At 72.6% G+C, this 21,049-nt stretch carries 15 protein-coding genes; 9 read left to right on the top strand and 6 right to left on the bottom strand.

Translation table 11 applies throughout. The features are described from left to right. Positions 1–28 precede the first annotated feature (28 nt). The 3 genes from AB0H12_RS37170 to AB0H12_RS37160 all read left to right on the top strand — a co-directional run bounded on the left by AB0H12_RS37170 (position 29) and on the right by AB0H12_RS37160 (position 10,193). On the top strand, positions 29–3,229 hold the full coding sequence (locus AB0H12_RS37170) for a S8 family serine peptidase (RefSeq protein ID WP_499629382.1): 3,201 nt from the start codon (positions 29–31) through the stop codon (positions 3,227–3,229). A gap of 272 nt (positions 3,230–3,501) precedes the next feature. Next, positions 3,502–6,690 (top strand): S8 family serine peptidase, encoded by a 3,189-nt coding sequence (locus tag AB0H12_RS37165; RefSeq protein WP_499629380.1) that lies wholly within the window; start codon positions 3,502–3,504, stop codon positions 6,688–6,690. A 398-nt stretch (positions 6,691–7,088) separates the two neighbouring features. Continuing rightward, positions 7,089–10,193 carry a S8 family serine peptidase gene (locus AB0H12_RS37160; RefSeq protein ID WP_499629378.1) on the top strand — a complete coding sequence of 1,035 codons (3,105 nt, stop codon included), beginning with the start codon at positions 7,089–7,091 and terminating at the stop codon, positions 10,191–10,193. Positions 10,194–10,244: 51 nt separating this feature from the next. On the opposite strand, the gene AB0H12_RS37155 is transcribed toward AB0H12_RS37160, so the two are convergent. After that, a complete protein-coding gene (locus AB0H12_RS37155; RefSeq protein ID WP_499629376.1) occupies positions 10,245–10,844 on the bottom strand; it encodes a YbaB/EbfC family nucleoid-associated protein in 600 nt (199 codons plus the stop codon). Positions 10,845–10,973: 129 nt separating this feature from the next. Here AB0H12_RS37155 and AB0H12_RS37150 point away from each other — a divergent pair, with 129 nt between their 5' ends. From AB0H12_RS37150 to AB0H12_RS37140, 3 genes are read left to right on the top strand one after another with little or no spacing between them, the layout of a single operon-like run. Beyond that, positions 10,974–11,324, top strand: a complete 351-nt coding sequence (locus tag AB0H12_RS37150) for a hypothetical protein (protein ID WP_499629374.1) — start codon at positions 10,974–10,976, stop codon at positions 11,322–11,324. Beyond that, positions 11,321–12,145 carry a WXG100 family type VII secretion target gene (locus AB0H12_RS37145; protein ID WP_499629372.1) on the top strand — a complete coding sequence of 275 codons (825 nt, stop codon included), beginning with the start codon at positions 11,321–11,323 and terminating at the stop codon, positions 12,143–12,145. Before AB0H12_RS37150 ends, AB0H12_RS37145 begins: the two co-directional genes overlap by 4 nt. Then, entirely contained in the window at positions 12,145–12,744 is a 600-nt protein-coding gene (locus AB0H12_RS37140; protein WP_499629371.1) for a hypothetical protein, read from the top strand. The genes AB0H12_RS37145 and AB0H12_RS37140 overlap by 1 nt, the downstream gene beginning before the upstream one ends. Here the strand turns inward: AB0H12_RS37140 and hemQ are convergent. The 3 genes from hemQ to hemE are packed head-to-tail and all read right to left on the bottom strand — an operon-like array spanning position 12,728 to position 15,916. After that, positions 12,728–13,420: a hydrogen peroxide-dependent heme synthase gene (gene hemQ, locus AB0H12_RS37135; protein WP_499629369.1), complete on the bottom strand. Its 693-nt coding sequence runs from the start codon at positions 13,418–13,420 to the stop codon at positions 12,728–12,730. The genes AB0H12_RS37140 and hemQ overlap by 17 nt on opposite strands. Positions 13,421–13,436: 16 nt before the next feature. Then, the gene (hemG, locus tag AB0H12_RS37130; protein WP_499629367.1) at positions 13,437–14,867 is read right to left on the bottom strand and encodes a protoporphyrinogen oxidase; all 1,431 of its coding nucleotides are present in this window, start codon (positions 14,865–14,867) and stop codon (positions 13,437–13,439) included. Continuing rightward, entirely contained in the window at positions 14,864–15,916 is a 1,053-nt protein-coding gene (gene hemE, locus AB0H12_RS37125; RefSeq protein WP_499629365.1) for a uroporphyrinogen decarboxylase, read from the bottom strand. Before hemE ends, hemG begins: the two co-directional genes overlap by 4 nt. Positions 15,917–16,013: 97 nt before the next feature. On the opposite strand from hemE, the gene AB0H12_RS37120 reads away from it, so the two are divergent. Next, positions 16,014–16,550 carry a DUF3000 domain-containing protein gene (locus AB0H12_RS37120; RefSeq protein WP_230571381.1) on the top strand — a complete coding sequence of 179 codons (537 nt, stop codon included), beginning with the start codon at positions 16,014–16,016 and terminating at the stop codon, positions 16,548–16,550. A gap of 153 nt (positions 16,551–16,703) precedes the next feature. Here AB0H12_RS37120 and AB0H12_RS37115 read toward each other — a convergent pair whose 3' ends face one another. After that, positions 16,704–17,867 carry a dipeptidase gene (locus tag AB0H12_RS37115; RefSeq protein ID WP_499629363.1) on the bottom strand — a complete coding sequence of 388 codons (1,164 nt, stop codon included), beginning with the start codon at positions 17,865–17,867 and terminating at the stop codon, positions 16,704–16,706. Between the two features lie 254 nt (positions 17,868–18,121). Between AB0H12_RS37115 and AB0H12_RS37110 the strand changes: the two genes are divergently transcribed. Together AB0H12_RS37110 and AB0H12_RS37105 are read left to right on the top strand one after the other, a co-directional pair. Next, the gene (locus AB0H12_RS37110) at positions 18,122–18,838 is read left to right on the top strand and encodes a response regulator (RefSeq protein ID WP_053718177.1); all 717 of its coding nucleotides are present in this window, start codon (positions 18,122–18,124) and stop codon (positions 18,836–18,838) included. Between the two features lie 67 nt (positions 18,839–18,905). Then, complete coding sequence (locus tag AB0H12_RS37105; protein WP_499629361.1) at positions 18,906–20,153, top strand: HRDC domain-containing protein; 1,248 nt, start codon at positions 18,906–18,908, stop codon at positions 20,151–20,153. A gap of 196 nt (positions 20,154–20,349) precedes the next feature. Here the strand turns inward: AB0H12_RS37105 and AB0H12_RS37100 are convergent, their stop codons facing one another. Next, positions 20,350–20,997, bottom strand: a complete 648-nt coding sequence (locus AB0H12_RS37100) for a MerR family transcriptional regulator (RefSeq protein ID WP_499629358.1) — start codon at positions 20,995–20,997, stop codon at positions 20,350–20,352. Positions 20,998–21,049: the final 52 nt, after the last annotated feature.

Here is a 21,049-nt window from a genome sequence, read left to right as displayed (position 1 = left end):
CAAGTTGAAGAGCAAACGCATCCGTGGCATGACCTGGGGGGCCGTGCTCGTCGCGGCCGGCCTCACGGCGAGCGGTCCGGGGGTGTCGGGCGCGGAGGACGCCCCGCCGACGACTGGCGAGCACCGCGAAGTCACGCTGATCACGGGCGACAAGGTCGTGCTCCTCGACGACGAGGTCAGCGCCCTGGTCGCCGCATCCGGACGAGAACGCACGGTGTTCCACAGCTACCGGCGGGACGGGCGCCTGCACGTCGTGCCGCGCGACGCGGCGAAAGCCGTCTCGCAGGGCAGGCTGGACCCGAGGCTGTTCGACGTCACGGGGCTGGTCGAGGCCGGCTACGACGACGGCAGCCGCGACACCCTGCCCCTGATCGTGACCGGCGAGCAGGAGCCGGCGACGGCCGGTCTGCGCGTCGGCCACCCGCTGCCCGCGGTCGGTTCGTACGCCGCGCAGGTGGTCAAGTCCGAGGCTGCGGACACCTGGCGCACGCTCGTGTCGAGGGCGAGCGTGCGCAAGGTGTGGTTGGACGGGTTGCGCCAACCGAGCCTGGACCGCTCCACCGCGCAGATCGGCGCGCCGACCGCGTGGCAGGCCGGGCACACCGGCAAGGGCGTGCGGGTGGCCGTGCTGGACACCGGCGTCGACCAGGACCACCCGGACCTCGTCGGCCACGAGGTCGCGGAGCGCAACTTCACCGACGACCCGGACAACACCGACGGCGTCGGGCACGGCACGCACGTCGCCGCGACGATCGCGAGCTCGGGCGCGAAGTACACGGGCGTCGCGCCGGACGCGGACCTGCTGGACGGCAAGGTGTGCGTGCTCGCGGGCTGCCAGGAGTCGGCGATCGTGGCGGGCATGCAGTGGGCGGCCGAGCAGGGCGCGGACATCGTGAACCTCAGCATCGGCGGCGGCGACACCAACGAGGTGGACCCGCTGGAAGAAGCCGTGAACACGCTGTCCGCGCAGACCGGTGTGCTGTTCGTGGTCGCGGCGGGCAACAACTCCCGCCCCGAGACGATCAGCTCGCCCGGCAGCGCCGACGCCGCGCTGACGGTGGGCGCGGTGGACCGGCATGACGGCATCGCGCCGTTCTCCAGCCGCGGCCCGCGCGTCGGCGACGGCGCGGTCAAGCCCGACATCACCGCCCCGGGCGTGGACATCGTCGCCGCGAAGTCGAGCAGCGGCACGGTCGGCACACCGGTCGGCGACGGGTACGTGTCCATGTCGGGCACGTCGATGGCGACGCCGCACGTCGCCGGCGCGGCGGCGGTCCTCGCGCAGCAGCACCCGGACTGGACGGGCGCGCAGCTCAAGGCGGCGCTGGTGGCGTCGGCGAAGAACAACCCGGCGCTCACGGCGTTCGACCAGGGCGCGGGCCGGGTCGACCTGGCCAAGGCCATCACGACCTCGGTCACCGCCGAGCCCGCGAGCCTCGCCATGGGCCTGCAGACGTGGCCGCACAACGACGACACCCCGATCACCAAGACCGTGACCTACCGCAACGACGGCACGGCGCCGATCACTTTGTCGCTGGCCACCGAGGTCAAGGGGCCCGAAGGCGGCGCCGCGCCCGCGGGCCTGGTCGGTGTGTCGCCGGCGAAGGTGACCGTGCCGGCGGGCGGCGAGGCGACCGCCTCGGTCACGGCCGACACCCGGCTCGGCACGCGGGACGGCCTGTACGTGGGCTCGGTGGTGGCGACCGGCGGTCCGGCGCCGCTGCGCACCGCGCTCAGCGTGAACCGCGAGGTGGAGAGCTACGACGTCCGGTTCGACTTCGTGGACGACGCGGGCGCGCCCGCGGTCGACTACTACACGTCGATCATCGGCCTGAGCAACGGCACGTTCGCCTTCCCCTACGACGCGGACGGCTCGTTCACGCTGCGACTGCCCAAGGGCGAGTACTTCACCAACTCCGACGTGCAGACCGACGACACGCGGCTGGCGCTGCTGCCCCGGCCCGGGCTGAGCGTCACCGCGAACGCCACGGTGACGCTCGACGCGCGCACGGCCAAGCCGTTGAAGATCACCGCACCGGACGCGGGCGCGGCGGAGGCGTTGGGCGACGTCACGATGGTGCGCGAGCACGGCGATCGGCAGGCCAGCGTGAGCACGGCGTTCCTCGGCGGTTTCGGCCCGAACGTGTCCATCGCGCACGTCGGACCGGAGCTGGCGGCGGGCGAGTTGACCGCGTTGCTGGGCGCGCAGTTCCGCGGCACGCCCGTCGGCGACAAGCCCGTGACCTACCGGTTCGCCTGGACGCAGCAGGGGAAGATGCCGGTCGGGTTCGTGAAGGACGTGGCCGCGACCGAGCTGGCCGAGGTGCGGACGAAGTTCGGCCCCGGGCCGGCGGGCCGCGAGTTCGGGCACGGCGGCAACCCGATCACGGCGGGCGGTGTCGGCGGCTGGGCGTGGCTGCCGGACGTGGCCTCGCCCGGTGAGGCGATCAACCGGGTCACCACCGACCTGGCGTGGTCGTGGGGCTTCCTGCAGTTCGGCGCGGAGGGCGCGGTCGAGGCGACGTTGACCTCGCCGGAGCGCACCTACCAGCGCGGCGGCACGCACGACGAGCGGTTCAACGACCCGGTGTTCTCCCCCGCGCTGCCCGAGTCGCGCTCGCCGTACCTGGCGCGCAGCGGCAACGAGATCAGCTTCGCGGTGCCGCTGTTCACCGACCGGGCGGGTAACGGCGGCAACGCGGCGGTGTCGTCGGCCCGGACCACGTTGCTGCGCGACGGGACGAAGGTCGGCGAGACGCCGTACGCGGCGAACGGGCTGTTCGAGGTGCCCGCGGGCGCGGCGGCCTACCGGGTGGAGACCGACGCGGTGCGGGCGACCGGCACGTCGGAGTTCGCCACGAAGGTGAGCGCCGCGTGGACGTTCCGCTCGGACACGGCGGCGAACGACCGGTACGTGCCGCTGCCGCTGTCGGTGGTGCGGTTCACGCCGGAGCTGGACGCCGGCGGCGCGGCGCCGAAGGGGCAGGCCCTGAGGGTGCCGCTGACCGTGCAACAGCAGGACGGGGTGGTCAACGGCACGATCGGCCGGATCGACGTCGAGGTGTCGTTCGACGACGGCGCGACGTGGACCGCGGCGCCGGTGGCGGGAGGCGTCGCCACCATCGCGAACCCGAACGCGGCCGGTTACGGCTCGGTGCGGGTGAAGGCGACCGACAGCGACGGCAACGCCCTGGAGCACACCGTGATCAGGGCTTACAAGATCGCCTGATCGAGCCCGGGAGGGGCGTCCGCGACCGGCGGGCGCCCCTCCCGGCGAGCAACGCCCGTTGGGCTGCTCGGCCGCCCGCAAGCACCGCGTTGGGCCGCTGAATCCGCTCCCCCGACTGGATAGCGTCGGAAAGGTCGGGGGGCGTCCATTCGGATCACCGCACGTTCACCTCGCCTCCCGCAAGCGCGTTCCACAGCGCGCTCAACCAGATTCGGGAGGTATCTGCGTTGAATCCGAGAGCACGAAGGCGCGGTGTCGCTTGGGGGGCCGCGTTGCTGGCGGTCGGACTGGCCGCCGGCAACGCGACGGCCGTCGCGTCACCCGCACCACCACCGGACCGCGCCGGCGACGACCGGCACACCGTCACCCTGATCACCGGCGACCGGGTCGTCGTCGCCGGCACCACGCTCCTGACGGTCACGCCGGGCCCGGACCGCGGCGGCATCACGTTCCACCGGTTCCTGCGTGACGGCCGCTTGCACGTCATCCCTCGCGACGTCGCCCGGCCGCTCGCCGACGGCAAGCTGGACCTGCGCCTGTTCGACGTCACCGGGCTCGTGGACGCGGGCTACGACGACGCGCGCCGCGACACCGTGCCGCTGATCATCACCGGCGACCAGCCGCGCACCGGCGGCGTCCAGGTCACCCGCGCGCTGCCCACCATCGGTTCGGTGGCCGCGCGCACCGCGAAGTCCGAGGCCGCCGCGGCGTTCCGGGGCCTGGTGGACGACCCGGGCGTGAAGAAGATCTGGCTGGACGGCATCCGCAAGCCCAGCCTCGACCGCTCGGTCGCCCAGATCGGCGCGCCGACGGCGTGGCAGGCCGGGTACACCGGCAAGGGCGTGAAGGTCGCCGTGCTCGACAGCGGTGTGGACCAGACGCACCCCGACCTGGTGGGCCGCGAGGTCGTCGAGCGCAACTTCACCGAAGACCCCGACAACAGCGACCTGATCGGCCACGGCACGCATGTCGCCGCGACCGTCGCCGCCGGCGGGAAGTACCGGGGTGTCGCGCCCGACGCGCAGATCCTCGACGGCAAGGTGTGCTCGCTGAACTGCTTCGAGTCCTGGATCGTCGACGGCATGCAGTGGGCCGCCGACCAGGGCGCCGACGTGATCAACATGAGCCTCGGCGGCACGGACACCCCGGACGTCGACCCGCTGGAGCAGGCCGTCGAGACCCTCTCGGCGCGGACCGGCGCGCTGTTCGTGGTCGCCGCGGGCAACTCCGGCCGCCCCGAGACGCTGAGCTCGCCGGCCAGCGCGGACGCGGCGCTCGCCGTCGGCGCGGTCGAGCGGGACGACGGCATCGCGGACTTCTCCAGCCGCGGTCCCCGCGTCGGCGACGGCGCGCCGAGGCCGGACATCACCGCGCCGGGCGTGGACATCGTCGCGGCCAAGTCCAGCACCGGCCGGATCGGCACACCGGTGGGAGACGGGCACGTCGCCCTGTCGGGCACGTCCATGGCCACGCCCCACGTGGCGGGCGCCGCGGCGTTGATCGCCCAGCAGCACCCCGACTGGACCGGCGCGCAGATCAAGGCCGCACTGATGGCCTCGGCCAAGAACAACCCGGCGCTCACCGCGTTCGACCAGGGCGCCGGCCGCGTCGACCTCGTCAAGGCCATCACCACCACGGTGACCGCCGACCCGCCGTCGCTCGCGCTCGGCGTGCAGGCGTGGCCGCACGACGACGACGTCGCCACCAGCGAGGAGTTCACCCTCCGCAACACCGGCACGCAGCCGGTCACGCTCGACCTCACGATCGACGCCAAGGGCCCCGGCAACGCGCCCGTGCCGGCCGGCGTGTTCACGATCAGCCCCGCCAAGGTCACCGTGCCCGCGGGTGGCGAGGCAAAGGCCACCGTGACCGCCGACACCAAGGCGGCGACCGTCGACGGCGCGTACAGCGGCACGGTCGTCACCTCCGGCGGCGGCGTCGAGCTGCGCGTGCCGGTCGGCGTGAACCGCGAGGTCGAGAGCTACGACGTCACGTTCGACTTCATCGACGCGGAGGGCAGGCCCGCGGTCGACTACTTCGCGTTCATCATCGGCTTGGACAACGACAAGGCCCTCTTCCCGGGCGGCGCCGGCGGCAAGGCCACCACCCGGCTGCCCGTCGGCGAGTACCTGGTCGTGACCGAGGTGCTGACCGACGGCGCCAAGACCGCCGTGCTGCCGCTGCCGAGCCTGCGCGTCGGCCGCGACACCACCTCGGTCACCGTGGACGCGCGCAAGGCGAAACCGATCTCCATCACGTTCCCCGACCCGAGGGCGACGCCCGAGTTCGGCGACCTGATGATCACCCGCAGCCGGGACGGCGAGCTGGTCACGGCCGTCGGCACGGGGGTCCCGGGCGGGTTCGGCGACAGCGTGTCGATCGGGCACCTCGGCCCCGAGCTGCCCGCCTCGGACGTGACCGTGATGGTGAGCACGCAGGCCGCCGGCACGCCGGTCGGCACGACGCCGGTGACGTACCGGTTGGCGTGGGCGGAACACGGCAAGGCGCCCACCGGCCTGGTCCGCGCGCCGACCAAGCGGGAACTGGCCGAGGTGCGGTCGGAGTTCGCCGCCGGCCCGGCGGGCAAGGAGCACCGCTTCGTCGGCTTCCCCGTGCTGCCGGGCGGGTTGGGCGGTCTCGGCGTCGAGGCGGCGGTGACCGCGCCGGGCAGGTCCCTCGACTACGCCTCCACACCGTCGGGCGTCGAGTGGGTGTGGTCGCTCGCGCAGTTCGGGGCGGGCGCGATCGAGGCGCGGTTCGAGTCGCCGTTGCGCACCCACCAGTCGGGACGCACCTACCACCAGCGGTTCAACGACCCGGTGTTCGGGCCGGCCATGCCCGCGAGCCCGGCCCCGTACCTGGCACGGGCGGGCGACGTGGTCGGCTTCTCGCTGCCGCTGTTCGGCGACCGGGAGGGCAACGCCGGCCGGTCGGCGACGTCGTCGGGCCGGACCACGTTGCTGCGCGACGGTGTCGTGGTCGGTGTGTCGAGCGAGCCGGCCCTCGGTCGGTTCACCGTGCCACCGGGTGCGGCCGACTTCCGCGTCGAGGCGGAAGCCGTGCGCGCGCCGGGTGTCTCGAAGTTCTCGACGGCGGTGAGCGGTGCGTGGACGTTCCGCTCGGACACCGTGCCGGGCGACCGGTTCGCGCCGCTGCCGTTGACCGTGGTCCGGTTCACCCCCGCGCTCGACGCGAACGGCGTCGCGCCCGCCGGCCGGGTGCTGCGGGTGCCGCTCGTGGTCGAGCAGCAGCGGGGCGCGGCCAACGGCCGGGTCGACCGGGTCGCCGTCGAGGTGTCGTTCGACGACGGCAAGTCGTGGACGTCGGCGGCGGTGGTCGGGCGCACCGCCTTCGTGCGCAACCCCGCCACGGCCGGGCACGCCTCGCTGCGCGTGAAGGGCGCCGATCGCAACGGCAACACGTTCGAGCAGACCGTGATCCGGGCCTACCGGGTCGGCTGAGCGGGATCGCGTGACGAGAGGGGACATTCGCCCGATCGGATGTCCCCTCTCCCGCTTCACCGACGCCGAGTGACCGCCCGTTGCCCCGTCCGGGTGGTGAACTTCCCACCAAGAGACGCTGCCTTCACCCTGACGGGTGGATAGCGTCGAAGTCGTTGGGGGGCTTCGACTGATCCGGTGCTCCGCCGCCACCGTGGGCCGGCGGCGCCTTCCGACTGCGCGCGTTTCCGCAGCGCGACAACCAGATTCGGGAGGTATCTGCGTTGACGTCGAGATCACGAAGGCTCGGGGCCGGGTGGGCGGCCACCGTCTTCGCCGCCGGGCTCACGGCAGGCACGGCAACGGGGGTTGCCGCCGCGACACCGGAGCGGCACGACCGGCCTGCCGGGCACACGCCGGTGACCGTCACCCTCATCACGGGCGACAGAGTCCTGCTCAACGGACCCACGTCCGGCTCGCTCCAGGCCGGCCCCGGCCGCGAGCGGGTCGTCTTCCACACGTTCCACCGGGACGGCAACCTGCACGTGGTGCCAGCCGACGCCGCCGCGGCGGTGGCCGAGGGCAAGCTGGACCCGCGCCTGTTCGACGTGACCGGGCTGGTCGAGGCCGGCTACGACGACGCGCGCCGCGACACCCTGCCGCTGATCATCACCGGGGACCAGCCGCGTGCGGGCGGCGTCCACGTCACCCGAGCGCTGCCGACCGTGGGCTCGGTCGCCGCGACCACGGCGAAAGCCGAGACCGGCACGACGTTCCACGCCCTGGTGAACGACCCGGGCGTGCGGAAGATCTGGCTCGACGGCATCCGCAAGCCCAGCCTCGACCGCTCCACCGCCCAGATCGGCGCGCCGACGGCGTGGCAGGCCGGGCACACCGGCAAGGGCGTCAAGGTCGCGGTCCTCGACGGCGGCGTCGACGGCGCGCACCCCGACCTGACGGGCAAGGAGGTCGCGGAGCAGAACTTCACCGAGGACCCCGACGCCACCGACGTCGACGGCCACGGCACGCACGTCGCCGCGACCATCGCCAGCTCCGGGGCCGAGTACCGGGGTGTCGCGCCGGACGCGCAGATCCTCGACGGCAAGGTGTGCATCCTCCAGGGCTGCGCCGAGTCGTGGATCCTCGGCGGCATGCAGTGGGCCGTCGACCAGGGCGCCGACGTGGTCAACCTGAGCCTGGGCGGCAACGACTCACCGGCCCTGGACCCGCTGGAAGAGGCCGTGAACACGCTGTCCGCCCAGAGCGGCACGCTCTTCGTGATCGCCGCGGGCAACTCGGGCCGTCCCGGCACCGTCGGCTCGCCGGGCAGCGCGGACGCCGCGCTCACCGTGGGCGCGGTCGAGCGCGACGACACCATCGCGTACTTCTCCAGCCGCGGCCCCCGCGTCGGCGACGGCGCGGTCAAGCCCGACATCACCGCGCCGGGCGTGGACATCGTCGCGGCGAAGGCCGCCACCGGCAGCATCGGCACTCCCGTGGACGAGAACCACGTGGCGCTGTCCGGCACTTCCATGGCCACGCCGCACGTCGCGGGCGCGGCGGCGTTGATCGCCCAGCAGCACCCCGACTGGACCGGCGCGCAGATCAAGGCCGCGCTCATGGCGTCGGCCGAGCACAACCCGGCGCTGACCGCGTTCGACCAGGGCGCGGGCCGGGTCGACCTGGCCAAGGCCATCACCGCCTCGGTGACGACCGACCCCCTCAGCCTGTCCATGGGCGTCCAGCAGTGGCCGCACACCGACGACACGCCGGTCGCCAAGGAGCTGACCTACCGCAACAGCGGCGCCGCGCCGGTCACCTTCCCGGTGTCGGTCGACGCCAAGGGCCCGGACGGCAAGCCCGCGCCCGCGGGCATGTTCACCGTCGCACCGGCCACCGTCACCGTGCCCGCGGGTGGTGAGGCCAAGGTGACCGTCACCGCCGACACCAAGGTCGGCACGGTCGACGGCGCGTTCTCCGGCACGGTCATCGCCGGTGACGTCCTGCGCACGCCGGTGGCCGTCAACCGCGAGGTCGAGAGCTACGACGTCACCACGACGTTCCTCGACGCCGACGGCCAAGCGCCCAGCAGGTACACCGGCACCCTGATGGGCGTGGACAACGACACGTTCACGTTCCTGGAGGACACCGACAACACCGTGACCACCCGCCTGCCCAAGGGCGAGTACATGGTGTCCGCCACGGTGGTCACCGGTGACGTGGCGGACGGCCGGATCGCCGTGCTGCCGCAGCCCTCGCTGACGGTCACCGGGAACGTCACCCTCACGTTCGACGCCCGCGCCGCCAAACCCATGAAGGTCACACCGCCCGACCCGGACGCCGTGGCGATGATCGGCGACCTCGGCTTCGACCGCACGGTCGGTGACCGGCGGACGGGGTTCGGCGTGGCGTTCTTCGACGGGTTCCCGGAGCACCTGACGGTCGCCCACAGCGGCCCGGCACTGCCCGTCGACCAGCTCGAAGTCATGATCGGCACCCAGTACGAGGGCAAGCCGGTCGACGGCGCGCACGTCGCCTACCGGTTCGCGTGGATCGAGCACGGCCGGGTGCCCACCGGGTTCGTCCGCGCGCCCGCGAAGCGCGAGCTGGCCGAGGTCCGGACGAAGTTCGGCCCCGGCCCCGCCGCCGACGAGTTCATCCACGGCGGCAGCGCCGTCGGTCCGGGCGGCTCCGGTGGCTGGTCCGTGCTGTTCCCGGTGAAGCCGGGCAGCACCGCGATCGACTACGTCGCCACCGCCGACCTCAAGTGGATCTGGCGGTTCGCCCAGCTCCAAGGCGAGTTCGACTTCGTCGCGGACTACCAGTCGCCCGACCGCGCCTACCGGCCCGGCGAGCGCGGCCGGGAGAGCTTCAACTTCCCGGTCTACGGCCCCGGCCTGCCCGTGTCGCGCTTCGAGTACCTCTCCCGGATCGGCGACCACATCCTCGTGCAGGTGCCGCTGCTCAACGACGGCGCGAACAACCTGGGCGGGTCCGCCTACGAGACCGCGCGCACCGCGCTCTACCGCGACGGGACCAAAATCGGCGAGGTCGGCGAGCCGAGCAGGCAGTTCACCGTGCCCGGTGGCGCGGCGGACTACCGCGCGGAGGTCGACTTCGTCCGGGCGCCGGGCATCTCCGACCTGAGCTCGCGGGTCACCGGCGCGTGGACGTTCCGCTCGGACACCGTGCCCGCCGGTGAGCTCCGCAAGCTGCCGATCTCGGTGGTGCGGTTCACGCCCGAGCTCGACGCGAGCGGCGGCACGCCCGCCGGACGCCTGCTGCGCATCCCGCTGACCGTGCAGCAGCAGCAGGGCGCCGACAACGGCCGGGTCCGCAAGGTCGAGGTCGACGTCTCGTTCGACGACGGCAAGACGTGGTCCAAGGTCCCTGTCGTCGGTGGCGCGGCACTCGTGCGCAACGCCGACCGGGCGGGCTTCGCGTCCTTGCGCGCCAAGGGCTCCGACAGCTCGGGCAACACCTTCGAGCACTCGGTGATCCGGGCTTACCGGCTCACCCGGTAACCGCGGACCGGCGCGGAGGGGCGTCCGGGTTCGGGCGTCCCTCCGCCCGTGTCACCACGTGTCCTTGCGGAAGATCGAGCCGCCCTCGTCCGGGTCGTCGTCCACCGGCGGGCGGCGCGCGGGTGGCGGCGGCTGCTGCTGGAACGGCTGCGGCGGAGGCGGCGGCTGCGGGTAGTTCCGCACCGGCTGCTGGAACGTCTGGGGCGGCTGCTCGTACTGCTGCGGCCCACCAGGTCCCGGCCCGCCGGGACCGGGCCCACCGGGTCCGGGCCCACCAGGTCCGGGCATCCCCGGCGCACCCGGCACGACCGGCGGCGTCGGGCCGAGACCCAGCTCGGACGGGTCGATCGAGCTGTCCTCCAACAGCGGCGCGGCCAGCGCGCGCACCTGCTGCGACGCCTCCGCCGACGCCTGGAACACCAGGTTCAGCAGGTTCGCCGCCAGCTCGCGGCCGTTGCGCAGGGCCCGGTCGTCGATGCGCAGGTCGACCAGTTGGCCGTTCGCGGTCACGGTCGCGGTCAGCAACCCGTCACCGGACTTCCTGGTCACCCGCAGCCCGGCCAGCTGCCCCTGCAGTTCGCCTGCCTGCTGCTGCTTCTGCTCGGCGAGTTCGGTGATCCGCGCCAGCTTCTGTTCGAGATCTTCTCGCATCGCGCCCTCGATCCGCTGTACTACTGTCTGCCGCAGGCTAGTGCACCGAACGGCGGCGCAATTCGCGATCCGGTGGAACCAGAGCGTGATCGCGACCGTCCGAGGGTTCGATATCGGGGAGGTGGCGCGATGACGGCGAAGTTCGACGTCAAGCTCGACGGCATCCTGGAGTTCGCGGGCACGTCGGTCCGCCGGGGAGACCGGTTCGACCAGGTCATGGCCGCTCTGGAGGCTGCCAAGGTCGGCCGCGAGTCGTTCGGCAAGATGCCGTCCAGCGGTGACGTCTACGCCTCGTACGAAGAGCGCGTGACCTCGACCATGAACGATCTCAAGGAATGCGCCGAGGCCATGCGCGACATCGCCGAATCGGTGCGCGACACCGCCGAGGACTACCAGGGCGTCGACGGCGGAATCGGAGAGATCCTCACAGACATCGTCCAAGGCCTCGAAGGGCTGACGATTCCGAAGGTGGGCGGATGAGTCCCAGCACGACCGTCGAGGTCAACAACAAGATCGAGACTTTCCTGAACGGCTGCCCCGGCCCGATCCAGGGCATCATCCGGCCGCTGCTCAACCCGTTCCTGGAAGCCATCGACTGGGTCGCGGGCGATCCGGACGACCTGATCCGCGCGGCCGACGCGTGGGAGAAGGCCGCCACCGACATCCGCGCGATCGTGTCGGACGAGGCGAGCGCGCGGCAGGCCGTCAGCGGCGTGTGGCAGGGCCCGGCCGCGGACAAGTTCAACGGCAGGCTGACCGAGATCGAGGAGCAGATCGACCAGCTCGCCCAGAACGTGCAGGACACGTCCGGGATGCTGGTCGAGGCAGCCAAGGGCTGCGTCGACTCGGCGAACCTGATCATCGACCTCGTCATCGACCTGATCATGATGCTGGTGACCGACCTGCTGGTGAGCCTCGCGCTCTCGGTGGTCAGCTTCGGCGCGTCGCTGGCCGCCGGCGCCGCCGCGGCCGCCGCCAAGGCCGCGGCCACCCTCGGCAAGGTCTTCAAGATCGTGAAGAAGCTGGCCGACCTGCTGATGAAGCTCTCGAACATGCTGCGCAAGCTGGCCGACGCCGCCAAGGCGTACAAGGCGGGCCTGAAGGCGATCAAGGCGCTGAAGAAGGCCGCGGGCACGTTCAGCAAGGAAGGCATCGCGCTCGGCGTGGCCAAGTCGATCTACACCGCGCCGGTGCGCATCCCGCTGGGCCAGGCGCTGGGCGAATCGGTGCCGGGCGGACCGGCGGGCGGCCTGTTCAACATGGGCAAGGACGTCTACGACTACGCCACCGACGACGACTGATGCCGCTGGTCGACGACCTCGAGGTGTGGGGGGACGACGCGCGGCGCGCGTTGGCCCCCGGTGAGGCCCTGCTCGCGATCACGTCCGTCGGCGTGGCCTACGGCGCGCGCGGCGGGGCCGAACCGGACTTCTGGACCACGCCGGCGGGTCGGGTCGCCGACCGGGTGAACCGGGCCGTGCCGGAGCCGAAGGGCTGGGTCGGCAAGGCGTTGGCCGGCGTCGGCGGGGTGGCGTTCGCGTCGCCGTCGCTCGACCTGCCGGGCGACTTCCCGGAGAGCTGGATCGGCGGGCGCACGTGCTACGGCCCGGTCGGGTCACTGGCCAGGCAGCTCGAAGCGGTCGTCACCGGGCACAGCTTCTTCGCCGTGACGTCGCAGCGGGTCGTCGTCCTGGTCAACGCCGACGACCGGATGACCGCGGCCTGGGCGATGCCGCGCGACGTCGTGGCGGCGGCCAGGCGCCGTCCCCGGCTGATCGCGCGGGGACGGTTCGGCCTGGTGTTCCGGGACGGCTCGTGGATCGTGCTCGGCACGTTCGGCGCGCACGTCGGCAGCGCCCACGCCAAGCGCGTCGTCGCCGCCCTTACGGCAGGTTCGTGACCAGCTCGGCGGCCGGCACCCGGGTGCCGGTGTAGAACGGGATCTCCTCGCGCACGTGGCGCCGCGCCTCCGTGCCGCGCAGGTGCCGCATGAGGTCGACGATGCGGTGCAGCTCGTCGGCCTCGAACGCCAGCATCCACTCGTAGTCGCCCAGCGCGAACGACGCGACCGTGTTCGCCCGCACGTCCGGGTAGTCCCGCGCCTCCTTGCCGTGGTCGGCGAGCATGCGGCGGCGGTCCTCCTCCGGCAGCAGGTACCACTCGTAGGACCGCACGAACGGGTACACGCACACGTACTTGCGGGCTTCCTCGCCCGCCAGGAACGCCGGGATGTGGCTGCGGTTGAACTCGGCGGGCCGGTGCAGCGCGACCTGGCTCCACACCGGGGTGGACACGCGGCCGACCGCGGTGCGGCGGAACCCGCTGTAGGCCTGCTGGACCTGCTCGATCTCCTCGGCGTGCCACCAGATCATGTAGTCGGCGTCCGCGCGCAGGCCCGCCACGTCGTACACGCCGCGCACCACGACGCCCTTGGCCTCCAGGCCGTCCAGGTACTCCTGCGCCTCGGAGGCCGCCGGACCGCGGTCGTCGGGCAGGCGACCGGGCTCCACCCGGAAGACCGACCACATGGTGTAGCGGATGGTGTCGTTGAGTTCGTTGTAGTTCAGGCGGGCCATGGCCCAATCCTCTCACTCAGCCGGCGTGGGGCAGCACGTGAGCGGCGACACGCGCGGCGGCGGCGTCCCCGGTCGCGATGCACGCGGGGATGCCGACGCCGTGCAGCGTGGCGCCCGCCACGGCCAGGCCGGGCACCGGGCCGACCGCGTCCTCGATGCCCCCGACGACGTCCAGGTGGCCGACGCCGTACTGCGGCAGGCCGCCGCCCCAGCGGGTGACCACGGCGTCGATCGGCTGGGCCGTGACGCCGGTCAGCTCGCGCAGGTCGTGCCGGACGGCCGCGATCAGCTCGTCGTCGTCGCGCTGCAACAGGTGCGCCTCACCGTGCCTGCCGACGCTGCCGCGCACCAGCACCGGCTCGCCGGCCAGGTGCGCCCACTTGCGGCTGGAGAAGGTGAACGCCTTCGCGGTGAACGGCACGCCGTCCGGTGCCCGCTCGCTTCTGGCTGCCCGCTCGTCCTCGGCCAGCAGCACGCCGGACCGCTCGGGCAGCTCGGTGCCGGGAGGCAGGGCCAGCGCCACCACCGCCATCGACGCCAGCTCGACCTCGGCGTAACGGCGGGCCGCGGCGGGCGCGACGTCGGCGAGCAGCTTGCGCGCGGCGGGCGCGGGCACGGCGAGCACCACACCGTCCACGTCCAAGTGCTGCGGCGCGGCGGCGGAGCCGATCTCCAGCCGCCACCCGTGCTCGCGGCGGATCAGGGCGCGCACCGGCAGGCCGAGCCTGACCTCGGCCGCCTCCGCCAGACGATCGACCATCGTCGACAGGCCGTCGCGCAGCGTGCCGAAGACCGGCGGTCGGGCGACCCCCGGCAGGGGTGGCGCGGGAATCGTGGTCGCGGCGGCGGCGAGCAGCGAACCGACGCCCGAGTCGAGCGCGCGGGCGAGCTGCGGCATGGTCGCGCGCAGCCCGAGGACGTCAATGCGGCCTGCGTAGACCCCGCCGAGCAGCGGCCCGACCAGGCGGTCGCCGACCTCGGGGCCGAACCGCTCGCGCAGCAGCGCGCCGACGGAGACGTCCGCGCCGTCCAGCCGGATCGGCGGCAGGTCGGGTTCGGCGGCGACCCGGCGCAGGCCCTCGTGCGACAACACCTGGCGCACGGCGTCGACCGACGCGGGGACACCCATCAGGGTGTGCGCGGGGATGGGCCGGGTGTCGCCGGCGGCGTGGATGCTCGCGGCGACCTTCGCCGGGTGCACCAGCTGGTCGGCCAAGCCCAGTTCGGCGACCAGCCCGGTGGCCTCGGGGCGGCGGTGCAGGAACGCCTCCGCGCCCACGTCGTAGGCGCGCCCGCCGACCTCGGCGGTGCGCAGCTTGCCGCCGAGCCGGTCGGACTGCTCGACCACGGTGATCTCGGCCCGGGGACCGAGCAGGTGGCGCAGCCGGTGCGCGGCGGCGAGGCCGGAGATCCCGCCCCCGACCACCGCCACTCGCGGCGCTCTCATGCGGCTCGGTGCACCAGCTCGACGGCCCGGGTGATCACGTCCGGGTCGGTGTCGGGCAGCACGCCGTGGCCGAGGTTGAAGATGTGCCCGGCGGCGGCCCGGCCCTCGCGCTTGATCCGCTCGATCTCGCGTTCCAGCGCCGGCAGGCCCGCGAACAGCAGCGCGGGGTCGAGGTTGCCCTGGACCACCGGCTTCGGCAGGTCCGGCGCGGCCCGCACCAACCGCTCGACCGCCACGTCCAGCGGCGTGCGCCAGTCGACGCCGACCACGTCCGCGCCCGCCTCGCGCATCGCGGGCAGCAGCTCGCCCGTGCCGACGCCGAAGTGGATGCGCGGCACGCCGCTGACGCTCTGGAGCACCCTCGCCGAGTGCGGCAGGACGAACTCGCGGTAGTCGCGCTCGGACAGCGCGCCCGCCCAGGAGTCGAACAGCTGGACCGCCTTCACGCCCGCGCGCACCTGCACCCGCAGGAACTCGGCGGTGATGCCCGCCAGCCGGTCCAGCAACGCGTGCCACAGGTGCGGGTCGCCGTGCATGAGCGCCTTGGTGCGCTCGTGGTTCTTGCTCGGGCCGCCTTCGACCAGGTACGAGGCCAGGGTGAACGGCGCGCCGGCGAAGCCGATCAGCGGCACGTTCCCGAGCTCGGCGTTGAGCAGCCCGATCGCGTCGGCCACCGGGCGCACCTGCTCCTCGTGCAGCTCGGGGATGGCACTGACGTCGGACTGGGTCGAGATCGGCTTGGCCACCACCGGACCGGTGCCCGGCACGATGTCCAGGTCGACGCCGGCGGCCTTGAGCGGCACGACGATGTCGGAGAACAGGATCGCGCCGTCCACGTCGTGGCGGCGCACGGGCTGGAGGGTGATCTCGCAGACCATCTCCGGGTCCATGCAGGCGTCCAGCATCGCGGTGCCTTCGCGCAGCTCGCGGTACTCCGGCAGGGAGCGGCCCGCCTGGCGCATGAACCAGACCGGGGTGCGTGACGGCCTGCCGCCGCGCGCGGCGACGAGCAACGGGGCTTCGGTGATGTCGTTCATCTCGCTCTCCATGCTCCCACGGGCTGGGCGGTGGACGTCTTCGGGCGGCGTCTTCAGGCACGGCGTGCCGCGCTCACGTTCCGAGGTTTAGGGGCCTACAGTCCGTGGTGTGACGGAGCCCGAACTGTTCCAGCGGGCGGTGGCGACGCTCCGGTCGGTGCGAACCCGACCCGAACTGGAGTTGACCGAGGTGCGCCCGCCGCAACGGCTTGCGCCTTGGGCCTTCGCGTTGACCGCGGAGGTGACCGGGCCCGCCGACGAGCTGTCCTCGGGACGGCTCGTGCTGCTGCACGACCCGGACGGGGTCGAGGCGTGGTCGGGCGTGTTCCGGCTGGTCGCCTACGTGCGGGTGGAGCTGGACGCGGAACTGGCCGCCGACCCGCTGCTGCCCGAGGTCGGCTGGTCGTGGCTGGTGGAGGCGCTGGAGGTGGCCGGGGCGGAGTTCCTGGCGCTGGGCGGGACCGTCACGCAGACGTCGTCGGCCAGGTTCGGCGACATCGCGGGCCCGGCCCGCACGGACGACCTGGAACTGCGCGCCTCCTGGACCGCCCGCACCGCCGACCTGGCGGCGCACGGCACGGCTTTCTACGACGTCATGGCCACCGCCGTGGGCCTGCCCCCGGTCGGTGTGTCGACCTTGCGCTGACGCCGGCGGCAACACCGGTTGTCCACAGGCACCGTCCGGCTGCCCGAATCCGTCGGTGCCGGCCGGCAGAATTAAGGACAGGGGTCCCCCGGGCGGGGACCCCTGCGCAGCGAGGCGCGTCAGGCAGCGACGCGGGTCAGGCAGCGAGGCGGGTCAGTCGTTGGCGCGGAGCACGCGCAGCGCGTTGAGACCGGCGAGCTTGGCGCAGTCGTCCTCGCTCCACCCCCGGTCCAGCAGGGCGCCGATCAGGTCCGGGTAGCAGGAGACGTCCTCCATGCCCTCCGGCAGGCTGCGCGTCCCGTCGTAGTCGCCGCCCAGGCCGATGTGGTCGATGCCGGCCACCTCACGGGCGTGATCCAAGTGGGCGAGGACGTCGTCCATCGTCACGCGCGGTGTCGGACCGGCGGCCGGCCACGCGTCCGCGAACCGGTTGCGGGCGTCGAGGTCGTTGTGGTTCTCCCCCGCCGCCTCCATCGCGTCCCGGAGCCGGGCGTCCCAGTCGACGTAGGCCTGCGACAGGAACTGCGGCACGAACGTCACCATGCACACCCCGTCGTTGTCCCGCAGCCGCGCCAGCACGTCGTCCGGCACGTTGCGGGGGTGGTCGGCGACGGCGCGGCACGACGAGTGGCTGAAGATCACCGGCCGCGTCGAGACCTCCAGGGCGTCCCGCATGGTGGACGGCGCGACGTGCGACAGGTCGACCAGCATCCCGATGCGGTTCATCTCGCGCACCACGTCGCGCCCGAAGTCGGTCAGCCCGCCGTGCACGGGCTTGTCCGTCGCCGCGTCCGCCCACGTCGTGTTCTCGTTGTGGGTGAGCGTCATGTACCGCACGCCGAGCCGCCGCAACGCGCGGAGCACGCCGAGCGAGCCGTTGACGCTGTGTCCGCCCTCCGCGCCGATCAGGGAGGCTATCCGCCCGTCCCGGAAGGCCCGTTCAGCCTCGTCGGCGGTGGTCGCGATGCGCAGGTGGTCGGGGTAGCGCGCGGCGAGGTCGTGCACCAGCTCGACCTGCTCCAGCACGGCCGTGACGGCTGCGTCACCCGCCAGTTGGCAGGGCACCCAGACGGACCAGAACTGCATGCCCAACCGGCCGTCGCGCGCCCGGACCAGATCGGTCTGGAGGGCGGGCCGGCGTACCGTCAGGTCGACGATCGAGACGGCCGAGGCCGGATCACCGGCTGTTGACTTTTCACCGAATTCGCCCTCGGCGGCCAGCACGCGCAGCGCCCACGGCAGGTCGTTGTGCCCGTCGACCAAGGGCACCCGGGCCAGCAGTTCCTCGGCCCGGCCTCGACCTGTGGTGCTCGCCACCCGCAACTCCTTGATGTCGTCGTGAGAACCGCTCGCGTTACGTGCCCGATCGAGTTGTCAGCCGATCGTGTGACAACGGGGGCCATCAGTGACAACTCATTCGGGATAGATACCCGATTGATCGTCCCGTAGACCCGCTTGGGCGGCTACGCTGCCCCAGACGACACCACTTTCGGTCGATCAGTGGCGCGGCTGATTGGACGAAAGTCCCGGTGCCGGTCGGGGGGCACGACCGACTCCAGGGAGGTAGTGACGTGGCTGCCGTCGGCTTAGGTCAGGCCGTTCGTACCACGCCAGCCGGCACGTTGCCGGCGAACATGGTCCCGCACCCGCGGGAGGAGCTTTTTTCAGTGCTGGTGGTCGACGACCACCCACTGCTGAGGGAGGCGATATCGGCTCGGCTCACCCAGATGGGAGCCGGGACAGTGCATGAGGCGGCTTCGGTTGCGGAGGCTCGGGCGCGGGCACTCGCTACCGGACCGTGCGACCTCGCGATCCTCGATCTGGGTCTGCCGGATGGCACCGGCATCGACCTGGTCACGGAACTCCGTGCCCAGGGCTGGCCCCGCATCGTGGTCCTCGCGTCCTCCGACGACCCCTACGCGGTCAGGTCGGCCTTCCAGGCAGGCGCTCAGGCGTACCTGCTGAAGTCCGCCTCGCCGATGGTGGTCACCGACGGGGTGCGCAGGGTCCTCGACGGCGGCGTCTACGCAGACCCGAGCGTCGCGCCCGTGCTCGCCGCGGGCACGAGGGTGCCGGGCACCGACAACACGCCGCGGGAGCTTTCCGCGCGTGAGGTCGAGGTCCTCCAGCTGGTCGCCGATGGCCAGAGCAACAAGGAAATCGGCGAGGCGCTCAGCCTTTCCGCGCTCACGGTGAAGTCTCACCTGTCGCGGATCGGACGCAAGCTGGGCACCGGGGATCGGGCTCAGATGGTGGCGCTGGCCATGCGTGCCGGCGTGATCCGCTGAGCAGGTCGGCACACTGAACCGGCCGAACACACCCGCGAGTGGTGCGTTCGTCGTAGGGTCTTCCGCCGTGGACGTACCCTCCGACGAGCCAACCGAACCAACCGGTGCTGATCCGGTGCCGCTGGTGGAACCCGCTGACGGCGTTCCGCCTGTCGTCGCCGACGCACCGTCGCTCCGGCGTGCCGCTGACGCGCTCGCCGGAGCGACGGGTCCGGTTGCGGTGGACACCGAGCGAGCCTCGGGATACCGCTACTCGCAACGCGCTTACCTGGTGCAACTGCGCCGGGAAGGCGCCGGGACCGTGCTGGTCGACCCGATCGCCCTCGGCGGTCGGCTCGATCCGCTGGTCGAGGCGCTGGACGGGACCGAGTGGGTGTTGCACGCGGCGTCGCAAGACCTGCCGTGCCTCGCCGAACTCGGACTGCGTCCGAGCGTGTTGTTCGACACCGAGCTGGCGGGCAGGCTGGCCGGCTTCGAACGGGTGGCGCTGGGCACGCTCGTCGAGCGGTTGTTGGGCTACCGGTTGGAGAAGGGGCACGGCGCGGCCGACTGGTCGCGCCGCCCCCTTCCCGCCGATTGGCTGAACTACGCCGCCCTCGACGTCGAACTGCTGGTCGAGCTGCGTGACGTGCTCGAGCAGGAGCTCAAGCGGCAGGGGAAGCTGGAGTGGGCGCTCGAGGAGTTCGAGGCGGCCCGCACGGCGCCCCTGCCGCGTCCGCGCGCCGAACCGTGGCGGCGCACGTCGGGCATCCACCGGATCCGCAGTCCCCGGCAGCTGGCCGCGGTGCGGGCGTTGTGGGAGGCGCGTGACGCGCTGGCCCGTGAGCGCGACATCGCGCCGGGTCGGGTGCTGCCGGACGCCGCGCTGGTCGACGCCGCGGTGAAGAACCCCTCCGACGAGGCGGCGCTGTTGGCGCTGCCCGTGTTCCGCGGACGTGCGCAACGGCGCATGGTCGGCGTGTGGCTCGGCGCTTTGCAACGTGCCGCCGCACTGCCCCGCAACGAGTTGCCGGAGCCGTCACAGCAGCACGACGGCCCACCGCCGGCCAACCGCTGGGCGGACAAGGACCCGGTCGCGGCGGCACGCCTGGCAGCCGCCAGGACCGCCCTGACGGCGGTGGCCGAGGCGAACACCCTGCCGGTGGAGAACCTGCTGCTGCCCGACCTCGTGCGGCGCACGTGCTGGCAGCCGCCGGCGGACGTCTCGCCCGAGGGCGTGGCCGCGGCCCTGCGCGACGGCGGTGCCCGCACCTGGCAGATCGCCCTGACCGCCGACGTCCTCTCCGAGGCCCTGACCCCACCTCCCGAGCCCTAACCCCCGCGAGTCGAACGCTCAGGTCCCGCGAGTCGAACGCTCAGATCCCGCGTGTCCTACGTTCGCGTACCCCGAGTTCAACGTTCAGAACAACCAGCCCGTGTCCTGAACGTTGAACTCGGGGTACGCGAACGTGGGACACGGTGGTCCTGAACGTGGGACACGCGGGACCCGGAGGTTCGACACGCGGGGTGGGTCAGGTGTCCTGGCACGGTTGGGTGGGGGTTTCGGTGGCCTGGAGGGTGCCGGACAGCTCACGGCGGGCCAGCGCGCGCACCGCCGCCATGGCGGCGTCACCCAGCACGGTCCCCACGACGACGGCCTCCAACGACTCGTCCGTGGACCTCGCGCCCAGCACGTAACCCAGATCGGCCTCGGCCAACGGCCGGGCGGCGGCGGCGAACCCGTCGAGCAGGTCCGCGAACCGCTCGTGCCCGACCTCGCGCGCCGTCGCCAGCACCCCCACCAGCGCCTTGTACGCGTACGACGTGGGTCGGCACACCCACCCCTGCCGCTCCAGGAACGCCTCGACCTGCTCGTGCGCGACCTCGTCCTCGCTGCCCAGGTCCGCCGGCGCCACCGCGGCCGAGATCGTGCCCATCGCCTTGTGCAGGGACTTCTCCGGGTCGTCCAACGCCCCGAGCACCTCCCTCACGGCCGCGATCGACAGCCCTCCCAACTCCACCATCGCCCGCACGAGCCGCAGCCGGTGCAGGTGCCCGTCGGAGTACCTGGCCTGGTTGGGACTGGTCAGCTCACCGGCCGGGAGCAGCCCTTCCCGCAGGTAGAACTTGATCGTCGGCACGGGCACGCCGCTGCGACGGCTCAACTCGGCGATGCGCATCCGGCACGGCCCCTTCCTGAGACGATCCTCAGTATGGATACTGTAACTATCC

This window comes from Actinosynnema sp. NPDC023794 (genome assembly GCF_040639675.1).
GTDB classification, from domain to species: domain Bacteria; phylum Actinomycetota; class Actinomycetes; order Mycobacteriales; family Pseudonocardiaceae; genus Actinosynnema; species Actinosynnema luteola.
This window is presented reverse-complemented; position numbering and strand designations above follow the sequence as displayed.